The sequence below is a fragment of the Cuniculiplasma thermophilum genome (assembly GCF_052315355.1).
In the GTDB taxonomy this organism is placed as follows: Archaea; Thermoplasmatota; Thermoplasmata; order Thermoplasmatales; family Thermoplasmataceae; genus Cuniculiplasma.
This window is the reverse complement of the sequence record NZ_JBLSDF010000003.1, coordinates 45,142-63,296: the sequence shown is the minus strand read 5'-3', so window position 1 is coordinate 63,296 and position 18,155 is coordinate 45,142. Positions and strand designations below refer to the sequence as shown.

Sequence of the window (18,155 nt, the reverse complement as noted above, 5' to 3'; positions counted from 1 at the left end):
TGATCGGATCGATGCACTGACGGAAAGGAAGATGATCGCCATGAGATCAAGGGCAGCAAAACCATCATCCATCCGCACAATAGAAGATAGCCTGAATGAACTCAGGAATGTTAAGAAGGAGAGGCGAAAGAGAAACAGCACTGAAGGAAAAATAAATAAATCGGATGCAATTACATGAATGTCATTGAACTTTTTTCATAGAAGAAATAAGGACAAATCAAATGCTAAGGAGATCTCAAAGAGATTGGGAATCATATCTATTACGGCAACAGTTCAGTTAATTTTGCAAATTTCCATAATCAGCCTGATGGCGTACATAGTTGTGGTAATGTAAGCTGATTGATCTAATTGTGAAAGAAAATATTTTTAATTAATATTCATAAATCATTTTATGATTTTTACGATCAACCTTTTTCTAAGGCCGAATATTTCCAGTGATATTTCATAATTTTTTATACCTGCCCTGGTTAGAATATTTTTCATACTTCCCCTGGTGTGATTGTACGTAGGCATGGCAGCTTCTCCTTGTATCTGATTATTCTGAACAGGCCCTGGGGATCTATGGTTTCTCACTTCAATCAGTCCAATTCCATTCTTCTTCAGGATTCTGTATATTTCCTTTAAAACCATGATCTGATCATCCACTGATATCAATTCACTAAAGGCATTCCACATGCATATAACAGAGTTAAAGCATTCATCACTGTATGGAGTTTTTCTCATATCGCCCTCTGTGAATTGAATATTAAGATTCCTCAATTTAGCCCTGTCTTTTGCTTCTTCTATGAATACCGGGGTGATGTCCAAGCCTTCCATATGGTATCCTTCTTCGCCCAGAGGTATTGTAAACCTGCCGTATCCACAGGCAAGATCGAGAATCCTCCAATCCTTTCTGAGCATATTTTTAAGGTATAGCAACTCTTTTTCAGTCCATTCCTCTTTTTTAAATGAAGAAAGCCATTTTACACCATGGGAGGAATAGAAATCTCTGGGAGTAATATCAGGCATTGGTAAACATCTCTTCCCAATATTATATATCTTTCCAGCATATCATAAATCCATAAATTCATTTCCAATTTATGGAATCATTACCCAAACACCACATTATGTCGCCTTATTCCCTATGGCTGAATTTGGAAAGTGATTTGCTTATTTCTCTTTTAGGTTATCTAGAAAAAACCACTGGTCAGTACGACGAATCCAACTGTATAGAGTATGACGACCGCAGCACCTTTCATAATTGATTCCTTTAAATGTAAAGAAAGAATGGTGAATAATCCCAGTACAACTGAAAATCCAAGTATACCACCCAGAATTGCTGAGATTAGATGCCCGGTAATGAGAAAAGATGATATTTGAAAAAGATCTACTTCGATTCCCTCTGCTGCTATACCAAAGGCAGCGGTGAAAAATGAACCACTGGATGATCTGCTGTCAAAGAATAGGAGCACTGCGGTTCCTATGGATATGAATATGATTCCAATTGAGGTCTTCATTATCTTCTCTACCTGATCATTTATGAGATATGGCAGGTACAGGTATGTAATGTAAGTCAAAGAGAGAACGATGAGTACACCAACTATGGTTCCCATCTGCCCACTTTTTCTATTTGTGGCTGAAGCGGCCATAGAAAAAACGGACATCTCAACGCCTTCAAAGGTACATGGCATAAAGGATATGAAGAAGGCCAGAGTACTGAACATTAGGTTCCACCTGAAGAAACTGAACCTTTCAAATAACCTCTTTTACGGAGTTCTCTGTAAACCAGAACCACGGAAATTAAGAAACCGATGAGCGATGAGAAAAGATAGTACTGGGTTACGTAGGAGTATATATTGAAATAATTGTTCAGATACGCCGATATTCCCAGAGTAACTGCGAAAAGGAGAAGAGGAATGTAAAATAATTTCCTGAATTTCATTGAAAAGATTATAAGTGCAAATCCCAGAATCTCAAGGGGTAGGAGATAGTCCATTTCGGGTGATGAGTAAACTGTAGAGTACCCATTGTGATCCTTTACCATGGCAAAATAGTTGTAATGCACAGGATACTGAAGCTTCATTGGATAGGTCCAGTTATCAGGATTGATGAAAATTGGCGATCTTGGATTTCCCGTAAGGTTGAGCATCTGAATAATACCTGCACTGTTACTATCCTCCACAGTGCTTGTAAGATAGGATAAGTTAAAGTCCTGATCTATGAAGCCAAGAATGCTGTATCCAGATATTGTCTGATTTCCGACAAATGCCTCCCTTGAATAGGGGGAAATGACAATGAGAGGTATCCTTTGACCAAGCCCAAAGTGATCTATGGACGGTGGAGTAATCTGGTCATAGTATCCGCCACCTTCATCGAAGGTGATAAAAACAGCAGTGGAATTCCAGAATTTGCTCTTCTCAATGCTGTTTATCACAGAGGCAAGTTTCTCGCTTCCCTGCATTATATTGTAGGGTGGATGCATATCATATCTGTCGTTGTTACCACCAAGAAACATAACCCATGACACTGATGGCATCCTACTGTCATTCAGTTCTTCTTTGAATTGAGTAAGATTTCCAAAGTGATTTCTGTAAAAGCTGGCACCGGTGAATTCGTCCACTGGCCATGGTACAGTTCCATTTTCAAGATCATAGGCATAGTAGCCCCAGCTGATATTATTCCTCTGAAGCTGACCCATAATTGTCTGATTGAATGGTGCCACATTTCTGGCTGAATCACTGTATATGTTCGCAGGTTCTCCAAGAAGGTATGCGATTCTATTTGGCTCTGTGAATCCCATCACTGGGGCAAAATAGTTGTCTGATATGGAATATTCTTCCGCATAATCCCACAGTATTCCCACCTGTTCATAGGAAAAGTATGCCATTGACTGGGGTCCTGAATAATAATAGAAACCCTTTTCGGTGTCAAACCAGTAATCACCATGATAGGAGGTCCAGCCTTCATAGGGATCTATTGTTGAATTTCCATTGGCGTAATAAGGACTTGCACTTCCAAGAAATGGCAACCACGGTACCTTCGGTATGGAGATATAGGAAAGTGTTCCATCTGAATTTTCCAACTGGCTTACATTCCTATAGAATCCAGTTGGTCTCATAACTGAGTTTGTTATATTGTTTATAATTGGCCTGTAACCGTATGGGTATGTTCCGAATATTGTATCGAAAGCTTGATTCTCTTCTATTATCTCAACAATGTGCTTTATCTTATGTATATTCTGGTTGCCATAGATTTGGAAAGTTTTCGAGATTGCCTTTGAATTTACTGTATGATTATTCTGATATGAAATATTCAAACTACCAGTCATTGGCACAATCAGAGCCACAATTAGGAAAGATATGAATAATAATTGAAGTATTCTGGCAGAAGTTGTACCATTGGGGATCACATTTCTGATTACCTTACGCATCCTTACAAACCACCATTTATAATTTGATTATTTTGCATCATAGAAGAATACTAAAAATTAATACCAATAAATATCATAGCCATATATACAGATAATTATTGGCAAAATACTAAATATACAGGAATGTAAAAGAGGATTTCCTGGTCACCCATTTATTTCAAGAGATTTTATGTTTCATGCATTTTTGATTGTTCTGTGGAATCTTTATTAAACTGTTTCATTTGTTCCTAAACAAGATTAAGGGAGATATAGGGAATTCAATAATTTATTGTGTGATCAAAGGACTCTCTGATTAAAGAAAGCATCATGATTCCCCTGTATATTCCTATGTCAAACATTGATTTATCAAAATATGGAAATGGAACTGGAAAAATTATTACAGATAACGGTATACTTTATCACTGTAATTCATTTCAAAAAGGTGAATGGTTGAAAATCTTTCCACTCTCACTATAACATGTTTTATATTCATATTTCCATTACCCTTATACTTCATATAGGTATATGGTTCAATTTAACAACAGGTGATACATTGGCGAATGGTGAAAATGCAGGCTCAAAATTGAGTGGAGATAGAGAAAAATTCAGATGGTCAAACAGTAAATACAAGAGGAGAATGCTTGATTTAAAGAAGAAGAGTGATCCTCTCGAGGGTGCGCCTCAGGCAAGAGGTATCGTTATTGAAAAGATAGGAATTGAGGCTAAACAGCCAAATTCGGCCATCAGGAAATGCGTTAAGATTCAGTTGATAAAGAATGGAAGACAGATAACTGCCTTTGCCCCAGGGGATGGTGCCATAAACTACATAGATGAGCACGATGAAGTAATGGTTGAAGGTATCGGCGGAAGAAAGGGAAGAAGTAAGGGAGACATTCCTGGAGTCAGATATAAGGTAGTCGCTGTTAATGGAATTTCACTTATTGAACTTGTAAGAGGAAGAAAGGAGAAGACGGTGAGATAATGGAACTAAAGATATTCGGTAAATATGATATTTCAGGAATAGAAATACATGATGAAGGTCTATCTAAATACATAAATCTGACCTCATACATGAATCTTCATACTGGCGGTAGATTCTCCAACTATTCAGCTGGTAAAAGGAATATTAACACAATAGAAAGACTCATAAACAAACTTATGAGATCAGAAAAATGGACAGGAAAGAAATACGGAGCATATAGAATACTTAAGGAGGCATTTCAGCTCATAGAGGAAAAGACAAAACAAAACCCTGTTCAGATACTTGTAAATGCAATTGAAAATGCGGCTCCAAGAGAAGAGGTAACAAGATTGAAATACGGTGGAGTTGCCGTTCCAAAGGCAGTTGATGTTTCACCTTCAAGAAGAGTTGATGAAGCACTCAGAAACATAGCAATTGGTGCAACTGATGCATCTTACAAGAGCAAGAAGCCAATCGAGGCATGCCTTGCCGACGAGATAATGCAGGCCGCAAGAAATGACCAGAATTCCCATGCAGTAGCAAAGAAGGAAGAGATCGAAAGAATTGCTGCATCTGCAAGGTAATTCTTTCAACAAAATTTATTTTTATCCACATTCCGTTAAAGAATCATTTTATGATTGGTTGAGATTCGACTCTTTTTGAATGTCAAATTCATATGTGGATTTTTAAAAAATAAAGGGTCTGTTCCCATAATTTATTGAATTTACAGATAGAACTGAAGGGCAACTGCAAGTATTGTTATTACCATAAGAAGTCCCAGAGTAATGTATGAGAAGAAGTGAGAAACTTTCCTCATTCTTCTCATTTCTTCGAATCTTCCCTCCCTTGCCAGGTTCATGATCTTCTTTCCGTGATAAATATTATTTCCGTACATTATCACTATCATTATACCCACAAGTATGATCTTCACAAGTAAGGTCAATCCGTACTGAGTGTCATAGAGATTTGAAATGTCATAGTCCAGGTACCAGGTTGCGTTGTATATTCCAGTAATGATAAGAATTGCAAGTGTAATGTCTGTGAATAGGGCAAATTGCTTTCCAATCAGTCCTACGATCCTTGTTCGTAATTTTTCATCATCCGTAATTTTGAACGATGCAGGAACCACAACAAGCCAGATAAAAAAAGATCCACCAACAAAAAATATTGCAGAAAATATGTGGATCCACAAAATTATAAAATCAATGATTATCATTTTTTACCCTTCGTTTTGTTCTTTCTTCTTTTGGCTGCGACTAACAGGCCTGAAAGAATCAGAACAAGCAGAATTATGATAACACCATCGAATATAATATTTGATGGATTTACGGTCTGCTGTATATTCTGTAATTCTGTTGGAACCACATGGAAGTCAAAATTATAGAACTGATTGAAACGGCTTGTACTGTCGTTGTACATGTAGGAATAGGCGATCTGTGAACTGTATGTACCTGTGCTTGCGGATCCTGAAAGATCAACAATAAATGTAACAGTGAACGACGTTCCAGGGGCGAGGCTTCCTATGGTCACATTATTGGCAGTAAGTGCACCCAGTGGATTGGATGATGAAACGTGAATACTCAGTATGGATGGAGAAAGGAGATGTATCTGAATATCATACGCAGTTCTGTTTCCTGCGTTGGTAAAAACAAAGGTCATAACTGCCTTTGACTGACCTGGATTGAAATTAAAACTGCCAGAGGTAACGGATATTTTGGCACCTTCATGTATATACACTGGAATGCTGAATATGGATGATCCAATTTTCAGCGATGGGTATATCATTCCATGAGCGTAAGGACTGTTAAAATAAAATGTGAGATTCATTACTGCTCCTGGCATGAGGGCTGGAAGAGTGAAATTACCAGCCAGAGTCTTAAACGAGCCGTTGAACGATACAGGCTCATTGAAAAGTGGTGAAGTTCCATTATTTATGATCTCAGCATCGAGAGCAACATACTTCTCTCCCTCGTATACTATGAGTGGGTTGGTGTGATACTGAATCAGCATTATGGAGCTGTATCCTGTTATAACCACATCCCTTGTTATGTAGTGATTTGTGCCATCATAGCTCACATTCAGGCTTATGTTATAATTACCGTATCCCGCACTCTCACTTATGTTGACAGGAACTGTAATATTAAGGATTCCGAAGGCTTCAATTCCAGGTACATTCAGCACATAGGAATGCCCACTAAAAGGATACTGGGGCATGTACGAAATAGAAGCGTTTACTATTGATCCTGTTCCAGCATTTTCCAGCACAATGTGCATTAACCCGTTATGCAATCCAGGTTCAGGCTCTATCATCTGGCCGTCAAATGTAAAATAGACTGCGGAAACTTCAAGGTTAATACTTCCAGCAATATCGATCTGGAAAGGAATCTGACCTCTGGCAACCTGAGTTCCCTTTGTGATATTGGTAACTGTGTAGTTGAGGAATTCGGTGTAGAGACCTGAACTGTAATTGGCTGATATATTCACCAGCTGATATGCAGTATAGGTTTTTCCGGCCTGGTAAATATAATTCTCATAATCCGTGACCTTCCTGTTCAGACCGTGAACGTAACTTTCAGACAATGGGCCTGAACCGTTGTAGTTCAGACCTATGGACATATTTACCAGAAGGTTGTTCATGGATGAACTAGTTGCCTCGAAACTGGCAAATAGAGGAATGTCATTCATACCGGGCGTCACAACCAGCTGGCTTGACTGATTGACCCAATATGTCTGAGTTTCGACGAAGGGCTGTCCCCCACCTGTTGCACTGGATGTCGTTGATATGGCGCCCAGCAAACTTCCAAAGACAATAAACGCAATTACAAAACTAAACAGGTATTTCTTCATTTTTTTTCACCTTTATATTTTTCATCATAGACGCTATTACGAGATTTACAATTATGAACACTATTCCAATTCCATAGATCACAGTATATGCGCTGGAAGATGGGAAACTGTAATAGTATGGAATTGCGGGCAATAATCCCATCTTAAATGGAATATAGGCCACCGCAACATTTTCAAAGTATATGGTCTCAAAGACCCCTGCTACTGCCGGGGCTATTGCGGTTCCAACATTTCTGAAAACCACATTCATTCCAGTGGCCTCACCAGCCTTTTCCGGTGGCACAGAAAGCAGAAGTATGTTTATTATTCCTACAAAAACCATTCCAAGACCGGCACCCAGAATGGAGGCTCCTGTTATTATGTAGAGGACATTTGATCTTAAGAATATCAGAAAAACATAGGAAAACATCAGAACAACGCTACCCACGATTATACTGACCTTTGGTCCACGTACAAGTGTGATCTTTGCCCCAACTGGAGCCATGAGCATGCTCAGTACTGCTGCTGGAAGAAGTATAAGTCCGGAGTCGAATATTGACATTCCAAAGCCGGCAGGTGCAGGAGCCTGGAGAAGTGTTGGTACTGTAAAGAAGAGGAAATAGAGAGATGCGAGTGAGAACAATCCAGATATGTTTGCAAGTAAGACATTTCTTATTTTGAGGGTGTTTAGATTTATGAATGGTTGATCTGATAGACTTCTCTCTGAGATAAGGAAATAGATCAGGGAGAAAAATGAACTCACAAACAGCATTATTATGGTCATGGATGTCCAGCCCCAGTCCTGACCCTCCGAGACTGCAAGTATAAACGCGAAAACGGTGTATGAAAGAAATGCTATTCCAAGATAATCTATTTTTTCTCCTGCCGGAGCCCTGCTATCTCTCAATATTACCCATGAAAGTACTGAAAGAATTATGGCGACGGGTATTGCCGAATGGAATGACCATTCCCAGTCAAGATTGTTGATTATCCAAGATCCAAGAACAAGTCCAAGAGCCGCTCCTGCCGAAAATGTGGCACTCAATATACCCTGTGCCAGGGCAAGTCTCTCCTTTGGTACCTGATCATTCAGAAGTGCAAAGGCAACCGGAAACATCCCAAATCCAAGACCCTGAAGTGCCCTTATGGCAATCAATTCTCCAAGATTTGTGGCAAAACCTCCCAGGGAAACGGCAATTGTGTATACAATTGAGAGGGAAACAAATATCTTCTTTCGGCCCACAATATCTGCAAGTCTTCCGAAAAGTGCCGCTGATATTGTACCACTTATAACATAGGCGGTTATTATCCATGAAATCTGTGTATATGTGGTATGAAAGTCATGAACCAGTATATTGATGGCAGGGGTAACCATTGTTTCCACATAGGTTATAAGAGTACCCATCAGGGCCATCACTATTATTGTCGATGTAGCATGTTTTTGAATCTCTTCACTGGTGAATTCTGCTTCTTCTGGCTTCAAGGATCTCACTCATATCCCTTTCTATCATAGTCTTGAGAGTTTTCAGCCCCTCCTCTTCACCTTTCTTTTTTAGGGCAAATGCTATTTTAACCTGTTTTATTATGAGATTTGCCATCTCTTCTATTGCTTCATTTAGAATCGCAGTGTCCTCTATGTCAGTAAGTACTTCAGGAAATAGAATATCTCGCCCCATTGATGCCTTTAGCATTTTTTCTCTCATGGTCTCTCTGAAAAGCCTCAGGTTTGACACGTATCTTTCGCCCTTTTGAGTCAATCTGTAAACCTTTGCCCTGCCTCTGGTATCGTATGTTATAAAACCCTGTTTCTCCAGTGATTTCAGGAGTGGTCTTATTGTACCCCCTGAGACCATGGATCCATCCCATTTCAGTTTTCTGGAAAGCTCATATCCACTCATAGGTTTTAGGGAAATTATGAACAATGCACTATCCAGATATTCTCCTGCTGTCATATATCGAATTCGACATTGATTTGACATATTTAAAGTATTTTAATCTAACATATTTTTATCGTTTTGTATTTAAGGAAAATGAATGTTAATATATGAATGAACTACGGAAAAGACTCAAAATATTTCTCTCTTGATCCCATGATATTAAATTTGAAAGCCATGAAATCTTTGCAGTTATGAACATATTCGGTTGATTTTCACTATAATTAAATAAGAGTAGATTATCTATAAAATGTGATCATTCCTGACAAAGATGTTGTTAAATATATGGAATGGCCAAGTCCCCTGATGAGTGAAAGGCCAACTTACTGGCAAATAGCCAAAAAGATAGGAAAGAGCCCCAATTATGTGAAGAACATGATTGATGAAATGCTCCATAACGAATCCCTCAGAGGCATGTCAGTGTTTATAAATCCAACTATGATCGGTCTCAAATCTTATTTTCTTGTGGTTATGTGTGAAAATTCACAAATTATTGAGAGCGAAGACTTTAGAAGGGAAATAGGTGGGATTTACTCTATTCATTTCTCAGGAGTGAGAAAAGAGATCATAAATGTTGAGATGTATAAGGAAAACGACGATCAGATGAGGGAAGTAATGGATAAAATTGTCAGAATGGTTCCGGATTGCCATGTACTTTATTCCACCTATGAAATTTACGAAAACGTAACACTGGATCAAAAAACCCTTGAAATAGTCAGATATTTAATTCAGAGACCCATGGACAGTATTAACAGAATTTCATTATCCACAGGAATTCCGAGAAATGTTGTAGAGAAGAAGATTGAGAGAATGACTTCTGGTGACATTATAACTATAAGGCCAAACTTCAATGCTTACAGATACAGGAAATTAAACCTTGCAGTGATAAGTGTAGCCTATAGTGAAGATCTTAAGAAAGAAGTTAAGAAACAGATAATGGAAATTCTTGGGGACTACATAATCCAGGAAAGAAGGAATATAAAGGGAATTTTTGTGTTTTTAACAAGCCTACCTCACCTTGATGATGGAAAACCCGTGTTAGACAAACTAAATAAGATTGATGGTGCCATGGGCGTGACTCTTGTGTTTCCCTTTGAAAGCAATTTCTATATTCCAGATATACTGAAAGAAAGATTTGAAAAGGCTACCGGAAAACCATGGGAAGTGTGAAGATTATAAATCAGGAATTTCTGTATTTTAGAAAAATTCAGGATAAAATTTGAATTCACACCTCTGCTGAAACGTACATTCAATATAACTTCAAGGTTTCAAATGAAAATCCAGTCACTGATATCCTCTTTCGATCCATTGATACAATCTCTTTTGCCAGTAGCTCTTTCTGAATGACAGATAGAGAAGAATCAACACATCAATGGCAAATATAAGAGGTATTGTCACTGGGAATATTACCACCACAAATAGTGCAATAAGCATTGTAAAAGTTATGGGGAATACTGCAAATTGTGAGGCGTTATACGTGGATGGAAGGATATTTTCCTGTAAAATCTGGTACGGTTTTCTAAGAAATGAGAGGGAAAAGTTTATTCCTGAATAGAGTGGAGGGAATAGAATCAGGACAATGGTCATTATAAAAAATGTGTGAGATATATAAATTCCAAGAACTATGAAAGATATTATGAATGGCACTGATGCAAAGAGTGTCTGGAGAATTTTTGCCTCCATGACCTTTCTGAGATATATTTCAATTGGGATGGATGTGAATGAAAGCCACGCCCTTTCCTTGGACAGTGTTCCCGTACTCAACATAAGAGAAAGGAACCACGCAAAATAGGCAGCTAAAAGATATATACCGAAGGAACCGAATGTGCTCAGAAAGTTCCCTTGAAACTCAATGAGCAAGAAGGTAACTACAAATGCGATAGCACTAAGAATTGCAAACAACATGTAGATACTTACCCTGTTTACCTTCACCCTGATGTTTCCCATTGAGGCCACTCTGCTGGTGAAGTCCACCTGCCTGAAATGAAGTGACATTATGGCTTCCACCGGACTCTTCTCCTTAAAACTGAAACTCTTATCGTAGGAATTCTTTGTCCGCATTGAGAATGAAGAAATCCTGAATGGGAGAGATTCTCCTCTTATTGTTGTTGCTGCAACAGCTGTTGCAACGATTGTTAGAATTATAACAGTGAGAGATGAATAAGGATCAAGATAGGTTATAAAGGAGAGCGCTCCGTATGGAAAGCCGATAAATGAAGATACTATCCATCCTGCTTCAATTGCAGCCACAGGTACTTTTAAATTCATTCCCTTTCCCGCCATGTTTAAACTCATGGAGATTGGGAGAATGGCCATGCATATAATGGCCACAATTCCCAGAATAAAGCCTGATAAATTTGTTCTAAAAAATGCTATGGCCCCTGATGCTGCTGCAATGAATATAAGGGATGATGACAGAGCCTGAGCTATGAAAAATGCAGGAATGAGATCCCTGTTACGAACGGCAGATGTCAGAAGAAAATCAAGATCTGCCCTTGTAACAGATAGACCACCACCAACTGTGGCACTCAACAGAAACAACAAAAAGAAGAAGGCAAGATAATAGGAACCAAAGCTTTTTTCTGAATTAAAATCGAAGCCGAAACTTATGACAAAGAATGAGTATGCGAAAATGCCGAATAATATAAGGAGGAAAGCTCTGGAAAAGCGAGACTTAACAAGGAGTTTCATCACCTTAATGAACATCTTTCATCAATCCTGAGACTACACTCTCAATTGATCTGTTTTCCTCTTCCATATTCTCAAGTTCTTTCAGGGAACCATCCCAAACCTTCTTTCCTGAGGAGATTATAACAATACGCTGTGTCAGTCTTTTTGCAATTGATAGAATATGAGTTGATATTAAGAATGTGGCATTCATCTTCTCAAAATACTGGAATATGACCTCCTGGGTTGGAATATCAAGATAATTAAGAGGTTCATCCATTATGGCAAATTTTGGGTTATGAATTATGGATAGGGCCAGACAGAGTTTCTGCCTGTTTCCCCTTGACAGGGATAAGGGCTTTTGCTTTGACATTGCCTTGAGTGATAATATGTCAAGAAGATCCTCGATCTTTGATTCAAGATTCTCTGTCTGTCTTATGGCCCCAATGTATTCAAGATTTTCCCTTACTGAAAGATTGAGATAGGGACTTGCATCTTCCGGGAGATAACCTATAAGTTTCTTTGCTTCATATGAACTTGGTATATAACCGAATATTCTTACCTTTCCTGTATCGGGTTTCATCAATCCAGAGATAATTTTAAGTGAGGTTGATTTGCCTGCCCCATTTTCTCCCAACAGGGCCACTCTTTCGCCTTCTTTTATGTCAAGGGAGAAGTTGTCTACCGCCTTAATATTTCCATAGCTTTTTGACACATTTTCCATGAAAAGGGCGGATGAGTTCACTTGATCATAGGTTGCCATGGAATCCATATTAAGGAGAATTAAAACTCCATTAAATAGATTAAGAAAATGAAATCCTTCTTTAAAGATACCTAATGAAGGTTATGAAATGAAAATGCCTCAGACCTATGGAATGGATTTGTTTTTGAATATACAATTTAAATTCAAATCCCTTTCCTTATTGTCATATATATTTCCTCCCTCATCACATTTTTATCAGGTATCTGCTGACCCCGTATCATTTCCCTTATCATTGTGCCACTGAATCTTGTTCTATATTCCTCAGAATGGGAACATATTCTATCTGTGGTGAGTTCGTCGCATCTCCTGCAAAAAAATACTTCATCCACGAACACTGGAGTGATTCCAATATTACCCATACTTTTCAGGTATTCTCTGGATTCCATCTGACCGTAAAGATCTCCAACTCCCGCATGATCTCTGCCAATAATGAAGCTGGAACAGCCCATATTTTTCCTCATTATCATGTGGAGGAATGCTTCCCTTGGCCCCCCATACATCATGGCATAGTTGAGTGGATAAAGAAGAGTTCTGCCCACTGGTAGATAATTTTCAATATAGGTTTCATAGGCCATTACAATCAGATCGTCAGGGAGATCACCCTCCTTTTTGGGACCGAGTGAAGGCGTCAGCAAAAGAGAGTCACAATTCATAAGTGCCATTTTGTGAAGAAATTCATGCCCTCTGTGTGGTGCATTTCTGGTCTGAAAACCACACACATTTTGAAACCCACTTTCTGCCAGTTTCTTCCTTACCCATTCTGTGTCTTTTGATTTTATTACAAATGGAAAGTTTTCTCTTAGCACACACAGTATCTTTCCTGAGATGGCCTTTTCACCATTTTTCCTCATAGGTAGAGTATAAGGATGCTTTTCCACCTTTGGACCAAACAATTTTGTAAGATACCAATCCATATCCAGGACAAATTTTTCATATATCTCCATTATTCCTATTGGCTTATTTTCATAGGTTAATTGAACAACATCACCATTTCCTATGTTCTCCCATGCATTTGGTTCAATCTGGAGAATAATTGGAAAAGACCACTTTGTACCATTCGGGAGTGAATTATCCTCAAGTATTCCCCTTATCTCTTCAGGACCGTGAAAACCATCACAGGGGCTGAAATAACCGTTCCCTATATTCCAAAGGCTGTGAACGTAAAAATATGAGACTTCAATACTTTTTTCCGTCTTTCCCATATCCTCTCCTGGGCCATTTATTATTACTTTTCTTCGACCATGGTATTCCGGAATCATTCTAATTACCCCTTTTATGAATCCCGCACTCCTTTACACCACTCTCCCACCACCATCTGCCGTCTCTCTCGCCCTTTGAGGGTAATGTGCATGGTTCACACCCTATACTTTTATAGCCCCTTGAATAGAGTGGGTTTAAAGGTATTTTTTCCCTGTCTACATATTGATCCACATCACTTAATGTCCATTTTAAGAGAGGATTGCACTTTCTGTATGATTTATCTATCTCAATTATTGAACTCATCCTTCTCCATAAGGTCTGTTCTGATCTTATGCCCGTTATCCAGTCACTTCTTTCATCAAGCAATTTTTTAAGAGGCATAACCTTTCTAACATTGCAGCACATTTCCCTCTTTTCAACGCTTTCATAGAAAAGGTTTGGGCCATATGTATTTAGCATTTCTTCCACATCCCTTGAATTTGGGAAAAGAAACTTGATTTTCAAATTGTATTCCCTCCTTATGCTGTGAATAAATGAGTAGGTTTCTTGATTTAGCATCCCGGTGTCTATTGTATACACATCTCTGGTAAGATCGTTTTTGATCATAAGATCGAGAATTATCATATCTTCCTTGCTGAAACTGCTTAACAGAAACTCTTTCCCGTTACAGATTTGATCGAAATGGAGAAGTGCCTGCACCGTCTCCTCAACCTTATTATTATACACAATTGCTCAAATAATATGCATATAAATACATACGTTTAGGAAAAATATACGAACTTTTTACATATTTTACGCATATTTATAAGTAAAAAAATCATTATATCCTATGGACAGAGAATCTTTTCTGGGGCAAGAAATTTCTGGATTAAGCAGCGAAAGAATTAAAATGTCAGGTAAGACAATGGTAATTGACAGATTTGCATATGATTTGTCAGTTCTTGATAGGTTTGCACCCTTTGTTACCTATGTAAAGTTGGGCTGGGGTATACCATTTCTTCTGAATGAAGTGAATGTTAAGGAGAGAATACGGACCATAAGAGAAAAAGGGATAGGAGTTAGCAACGGAGGCACTTTCCTGGAGAATTTTATGATAAGGGGCAAATTGATGAAGGGCCTTTCAGTCATCAAATCTCTTGGATTTGATTATATTGAATTAAGCGAGGGAATAATGGATGTATCCAGACAGGAAAAAAACATCATAAGCGAATTTGCTGGTTCCAATAATATGCGTCTCATAATGGAGGTTGGAAAAAAGAATAGAAATGATCAGTTAAGTTTGCAGGATACAATTGAAAAAATTCATGAGGATATGGAATTTAATCCATTTATGGTAATTATAGAAGGGAGAGAATCAGGAAAGGATGTGGAAATATATGATCACGAGGGAAATATAAAATGGGACTGGGTGGAAGAGATATTGGACCAAATACCTCTGGAAAGGGTGATGTTTGAGGCACCCATAGAGTCTCAGCAGGCTGAACTTATAATAAGGCTAGGAAATCAGGTGAATCTTGGAAACATTTCACTGTATTCCATACCTGCAATGGCATCACAGAGATTCGGTGTGAGAGGTGATAATTTCGGGGTGGATTACCATGGCGATGAATTTCATGGGAGTCCTGCTACAAGATTTGTTTATCATGTAATCAAAAATTCAGTCTCCAGCGATCAGGCTAAGATCATGAGAATAACCGGGATGAGCAGGCGTACAGTTCAGAACTCACTTTTCGAACTCTTGAAGACGGGAATGATTTCAGAATTTCCAGATTCCAGGGATTTGAGAAGAAAGATATACCGGGTTAAAGCCCAGAGGAATTTATAATTTCGAGGAAAAAGAATAGGTACGAGAATGACATCCTTTAATCATGACCATGAACAAAAAGGATTTGCTTTCAACCCCAGTAAGAGACACATCGGTTAATGGCAAAACCACACTGAGTGATCTGATGAAGATGATGGAAGTTTCAGGTGGATTTACCACTTCGAAAATTTCAGTGGCTTATGAAATTTTAAAGGATATGTTTAATGAGGAAAATACAACCTTTCTATCCTTTCCCGCTGACATAATCTCAACAGGAACAAGAGGGGTGATAAATCAACTGGTGAAGAACAAGCTTGTGGATGTAATAATTACTACCACTGGCACTCTTGATCACGATATTGCAAGAACGTTCAAGGATTATTACTGTGGTTCTTTTGATTATCCTGATCGGGAACTGAAGGATCTTGGGATAAACAGGCTTGGTAGTGTGGTAATTCCTGATGAATCCTATGGAGAAATAATGGAATCATTCATGCAGCCTGAACTGGAGAAACTGTACAGTGAAAAGAAGACGTGGGCAACATGGGAGATAATTCAGAGAATCGGACTAGTGCTTAACAATGAGGATTCAATTCTCTATAATGCTGCCAGGAATGGAATAAAAGTATTCGTACCCGGAATTACAGATGGCTCATTCGGATCCCAACTCTGGTCATTCCGCGAAATGAATCATGACTTCATGGTGGATGTTCTTGCTGACGAACACGAGCTATCGGACATTATTTTTGACGCAAAGAAGACAGGCTCACTCATGATAGGTGGTGGGATATCAAAACATCATACCATATGGTGGAATCAATTCCGTGGTGGTTTAGATTATTCAGTTTACATAACCACAGCTCAGGAATATGATGGTTCACTGTCAGGAGCCAAACTGGAGGAGGCAATATCCTGGAAGAAGGTAAAACCTGATGCAAGATTTGTAAATGTATATGGAGATGTCACCCTTATACTTCCAGTTCTCATAGGCCCTCTCCTTTAGTTTTAGTTGAATCTTAAAACATTTTTTTCAGGAAAATACTTCGTGAAAAACATAAGTATGAATACAATTACCATAAGGGTCAGAGATATGATTCCAGGTTCTCCCAGGCCGACCTTGATATCGCTTATTGTATTATCCAGCCCAAATAAAATGTAGAAGAGAAGTGCCGGTAAAATTGCCATACCCCTGTTATTTACTTTGAAATTGGTGAGATAAAGAATGAATGCTATTATGAAGGAAACAAAGAACCAACCAATAAAATTTGAAATTGGATCTCCAAAGTACTGGGTTGGGACTGTCCAGTGCCATAGTTCTCTGGAATACCTTGGGTCAAAACTCAGATCAAAGGAAACCATAAGGAATGGTGCCAGAAAGAGCGAAGAGGCTTCCATAGCGTAAAAGAACAGGGAAGACCAGAGGAAGGGAATAAAAATTGGAACAGGGCCTATCTTTGGACCAAGAGCCGCAGTATAATAATAAGTTCCGAAGGGTATTCCAGTGTTTATGCTCAGGAATTCCATAGAGTAACCAACTACCCAGCCAAGAGCCAGAAGTTCAATAGTCTTTTTCCAGCCAATTAACAAAAGAGAACTTATTATGTAAACCAGGATAAGTAAAAATGAGACCATCATTGAATTGAAATATGGTAATTTTCCGATTTGAGGGATCTGACCAATGAAAAGATATAGAATATAAAGAAGGCTTACAACCCAGGCTATTTTCCACCTTTCCCTTATACTTTCCTCATTCATTCAGAGAGGATAAATAATTCCCTGTAATAATTTTTGCCTAATGCATTGCATTTCCTATTCCCATATTGAAAATGCTTGATATATTAACAATCCTATGATATTTTCTGGATCTTTTCAATAAAGAAAAAAAGTAATTTTGAAAGAGTGTTTAAACTATAAATTAAGCGTCGATCACGGATTCAGAAAATTTAACATGTAGGATATGGAAAATGGAGTTGGTGTTTTCTAAGCCTCCATTTAACTGACACTTCCAATTAATGCAATTGGAGATGCAATACAATTGGCAAGTTCAGGGGAAATATAGCTGGTGAGGGGCAGATTTGATTCAATGGGTTAAATTAATCCTTTATGCTGTTCCTGGATAAATCGCCTTGATGAGCAAATCTTAATGCACATTTACAATTAAGTCAATAGGGTGAAAAGGGATTGGAAAAATTTCAAGAGAACCCTTTTCATGTAAGGATTTAATTGAGAAAAAAATTTAACTGATCGGGAAATATGAAATTATGGTGGATAAACCGAACATAGATGAAAGGAAGTTAAAGGGTTACATAATACAGAACAGATCATACTCCTTATATGAAAATGATGATGGATCAGTTGAATTACATTTCTCCCCGGAAATGCCAGAGGCAGTGGCACATTTTCCAAACGGAGAACCTGTTGAGCACATTATGTTTGGATTCAAGGAAAAAGGTGTAATCTATTTTACAAAGTTTAAAACCGTAAGTTCACTTGGAGAAACCGAGACTGAACTGGAAGGTGAGGACGATCCAGTTATGCTGTGGCTTCAGTTTATCTGAATATGCTCATAATTTCATTGCCAAAAAAGGTTTATCCCACTCCACCATAGGATT

The 18,155-nt window shown here is 38.3% G+C and carries 19 protein-coding genes; 7 read left to right on the top strand and 12 right to left on the bottom strand.

The features are described from left to right. Positions 1-178 precede the first annotated feature (178 nt). Positions 179-334 carry a hypothetical protein gene (locus tag ACNF42_RS01080; RefSeq protein WP_443337944.1) on the top strand — a complete coding sequence of 52 codons (156 nt, stop codon included), beginning with the start codon at positions 179-181 and terminating at the stop codon, positions 332-334. Positions 335-384: 50 nt separating this feature from the next. Here ACNF42_RS01080 and ACNF42_RS01075 read toward each other — a convergent pair whose 3' ends face one another. From ACNF42_RS01075 to ACNF42_RS01065, 3 genes are all read right to left on the bottom strand, one after another. Continuing rightward, the gene (locus ACNF42_RS01075) at positions 385-1,008 is read right to left on the bottom strand and encodes a class I SAM-dependent methyltransferase (RefSeq protein WP_443337942.1); all 624 of its coding nucleotides are present in this window, start codon (positions 1,006-1,008) and stop codon (positions 385-387) included. Positions 1,009-1,169: 161 nt separating this feature from the next. Further along, a complete protein-coding gene (locus tag ACNF42_RS01070) occupies positions 1,170-1,703 on the bottom strand; it encodes a hypothetical protein (RefSeq protein WP_443337939.1) in 534 nt (177 codons plus the stop codon). Continuing rightward, complete coding sequence (locus tag ACNF42_RS01065; protein WP_443337937.1) at positions 1,703-3,409, bottom strand: alkaline phosphatase family protein; 1,707 nt, start codon at positions 3,407-3,409, stop codon at positions 1,703-1,705. The genes ACNF42_RS01070 and ACNF42_RS01065 overlap by 1 nt, the downstream gene beginning before the upstream one ends. A 532-nt stretch (positions 3,410-3,941) precedes the next feature. On the opposite strand from ACNF42_RS01065, the gene ACNF42_RS01060 reads away from it, so the two are divergent. Together ACNF42_RS01060 and ACNF42_RS01055 are read left to right on the top strand one after the other, a co-directional pair. Then, entirely contained in the window at positions 3,942-4,370 is a 429-nt protein-coding gene (locus ACNF42_RS01060; protein ID WP_443337935.1) for a 30S ribosomal protein S12, read from the top strand. Next, the gene (locus ACNF42_RS01055) at positions 4,370-4,933 is read left to right on the top strand and encodes a 30S ribosomal protein S7 (protein ID WP_443337933.1); all 564 of its coding nucleotides are present in this window, start codon (positions 4,370-4,372) and stop codon (positions 4,931-4,933) included. The genes ACNF42_RS01060 and ACNF42_RS01055 overlap by 1 nt, the downstream gene beginning before the upstream one ends. Before the next feature lie 140 nt (positions 4,934-5,073). Here ACNF42_RS01055 and ACNF42_RS01050 read toward each other — a convergent pair whose 3' ends face one another. From ACNF42_RS01050 to ACNF42_RS01035, 4 genes are read right to left on the bottom strand one after another with little or no spacing between them, the layout of a single operon-like run. Continuing rightward, complete coding sequence (locus tag ACNF42_RS01050) at positions 5,074-5,565, bottom strand: CopD family protein (RefSeq protein ID WP_443337931.1); 492 nt, start codon at positions 5,563-5,565, stop codon at positions 5,074-5,076. Beyond that, positions 5,562-7,196, bottom strand: a complete 1,635-nt coding sequence (locus tag ACNF42_RS01045) for a COG1361 S-layer family protein (RefSeq protein WP_443337928.1) — start codon at positions 7,194-7,196, stop codon at positions 5,562-5,564. The genes ACNF42_RS01050 and ACNF42_RS01045 overlap by 4 nt, the downstream gene beginning before the upstream one ends. Then, a complete protein-coding gene (locus ACNF42_RS01040; RefSeq protein ID WP_443337925.1) occupies positions 7,177-8,658 on the bottom strand; it encodes an MFS transporter in 1,482 nt (493 codons plus the stop codon). The genes ACNF42_RS01045 and ACNF42_RS01040 overlap by 20 nt, the downstream gene beginning before the upstream one ends. After that, positions 8,627-9,127 (bottom strand): PadR family transcriptional regulator, encoded by a 501-nt coding sequence (locus ACNF42_RS01035; RefSeq protein ID WP_443337923.1) that lies wholly within the window; start codon positions 9,125-9,127, stop codon positions 8,627-8,629. Before ACNF42_RS01035 ends, ACNF42_RS01040 begins: the two co-directional genes overlap by 32 nt. Positions 9,128-9,361: 234 nt before the next feature. Between ACNF42_RS01035 and ACNF42_RS01030 the strand changes: the two genes are divergently transcribed. Next, positions 9,362-10,279 carry a hypothetical protein gene (locus ACNF42_RS01030; RefSeq protein ID WP_443337921.1) on the top strand — a complete coding sequence of 306 codons (918 nt, stop codon included), beginning with the start codon at positions 9,362-9,364 and terminating at the stop codon, positions 10,277-10,279. A 114-nt stretch (positions 10,280-10,393) separates the two neighbouring features. Here the strand turns inward: ACNF42_RS01030 and ACNF42_RS01025 are convergent, their stop codons facing one another. The 4 genes from ACNF42_RS01025 to ACNF42_RS01010 all read right to left on the bottom strand — a co-directional run bounded on the left by ACNF42_RS01025 (position 10,394) and on the right by ACNF42_RS01010 (position 14,465). Beyond that, a complete protein-coding gene (locus ACNF42_RS01025) occupies positions 10,394-11,815 on the bottom strand; it encodes a hypothetical protein (RefSeq protein WP_443337919.1) in 1,422 nt (473 codons plus the stop codon). Beyond that, on the bottom strand, positions 11,805-12,548 hold the full coding sequence (locus tag ACNF42_RS01020) for an ABC transporter ATP-binding protein (protein ID WP_443337917.1): 744 nt from the start codon (positions 12,546-12,548) through the stop codon (positions 11,805-11,807). Before ACNF42_RS01020 ends, ACNF42_RS01025 begins: the two co-directional genes overlap by 11 nt. A gap of 134 nt (positions 12,549-12,682) precedes the next feature. Beyond that, complete coding sequence (locus ACNF42_RS01015; RefSeq protein ID WP_443337915.1) at positions 12,683-13,798, bottom strand: sulfate adenylyltransferase; 1,116 nt, start codon at positions 13,796-13,798, stop codon at positions 12,683-12,685. 1 nt (position 13,799) lies between these two features. Continuing rightward, positions 13,800-14,465, bottom strand: coding sequence for a phosphoadenylyl-sulfate reductase (locus ACNF42_RS01010; protein ID WP_443337913.1), 666 nt, complete (start codon positions 14,463-14,465; stop codon positions 13,800-13,802). 103 nt (positions 14,466-14,568) lie between these two features. Between ACNF42_RS01010 and ACNF42_RS01005 the strand changes: the two genes are divergently transcribed. Both ACNF42_RS01005 and ACNF42_RS01000 read left to right on the top strand, forming a co-directional pair. Further along, positions 14,569-15,564 carry a phosphosulfolactate synthase gene (locus ACNF42_RS01005; RefSeq protein ID WP_443337911.1) on the top strand — a complete coding sequence of 332 codons (996 nt, stop codon included), beginning with the start codon at positions 14,569-14,571 and terminating at the stop codon, positions 15,562-15,564. Positions 15,565-15,613: 49 nt separating this feature from the next. Further along, entirely contained in the window at positions 15,614-16,546 is a 933-nt protein-coding gene (locus ACNF42_RS01000; RefSeq protein ID WP_443337950.1) for a deoxyhypusine synthase, read from the top strand. Positions 16,547-16,548: 2 nt separating this feature from the next. Here the strand turns inward: ACNF42_RS01000 and ACNF42_RS00995 are convergent, their stop codons facing one another. Then, positions 16,549-17,298 (bottom strand): carotenoid biosynthesis protein, encoded by a 750-nt coding sequence (locus tag ACNF42_RS00995; protein ID WP_443337910.1) that lies wholly within the window; start codon positions 17,296-17,298, stop codon positions 16,549-16,551. Positions 17,299-17,804: 506 nt separating this feature from the next. Between ACNF42_RS00995 and ACNF42_RS00990 the strand changes: the two genes are divergently transcribed. Next, positions 17,805-18,101, top strand: a complete 297-nt coding sequence (locus tag ACNF42_RS00990) for a hypothetical protein (RefSeq protein WP_443337907.1) — start codon at positions 17,805-17,807, stop codon at positions 18,099-18,101. The last annotated feature ends 54 nt before the right edge of the window (positions 18,102-18,155 follow it).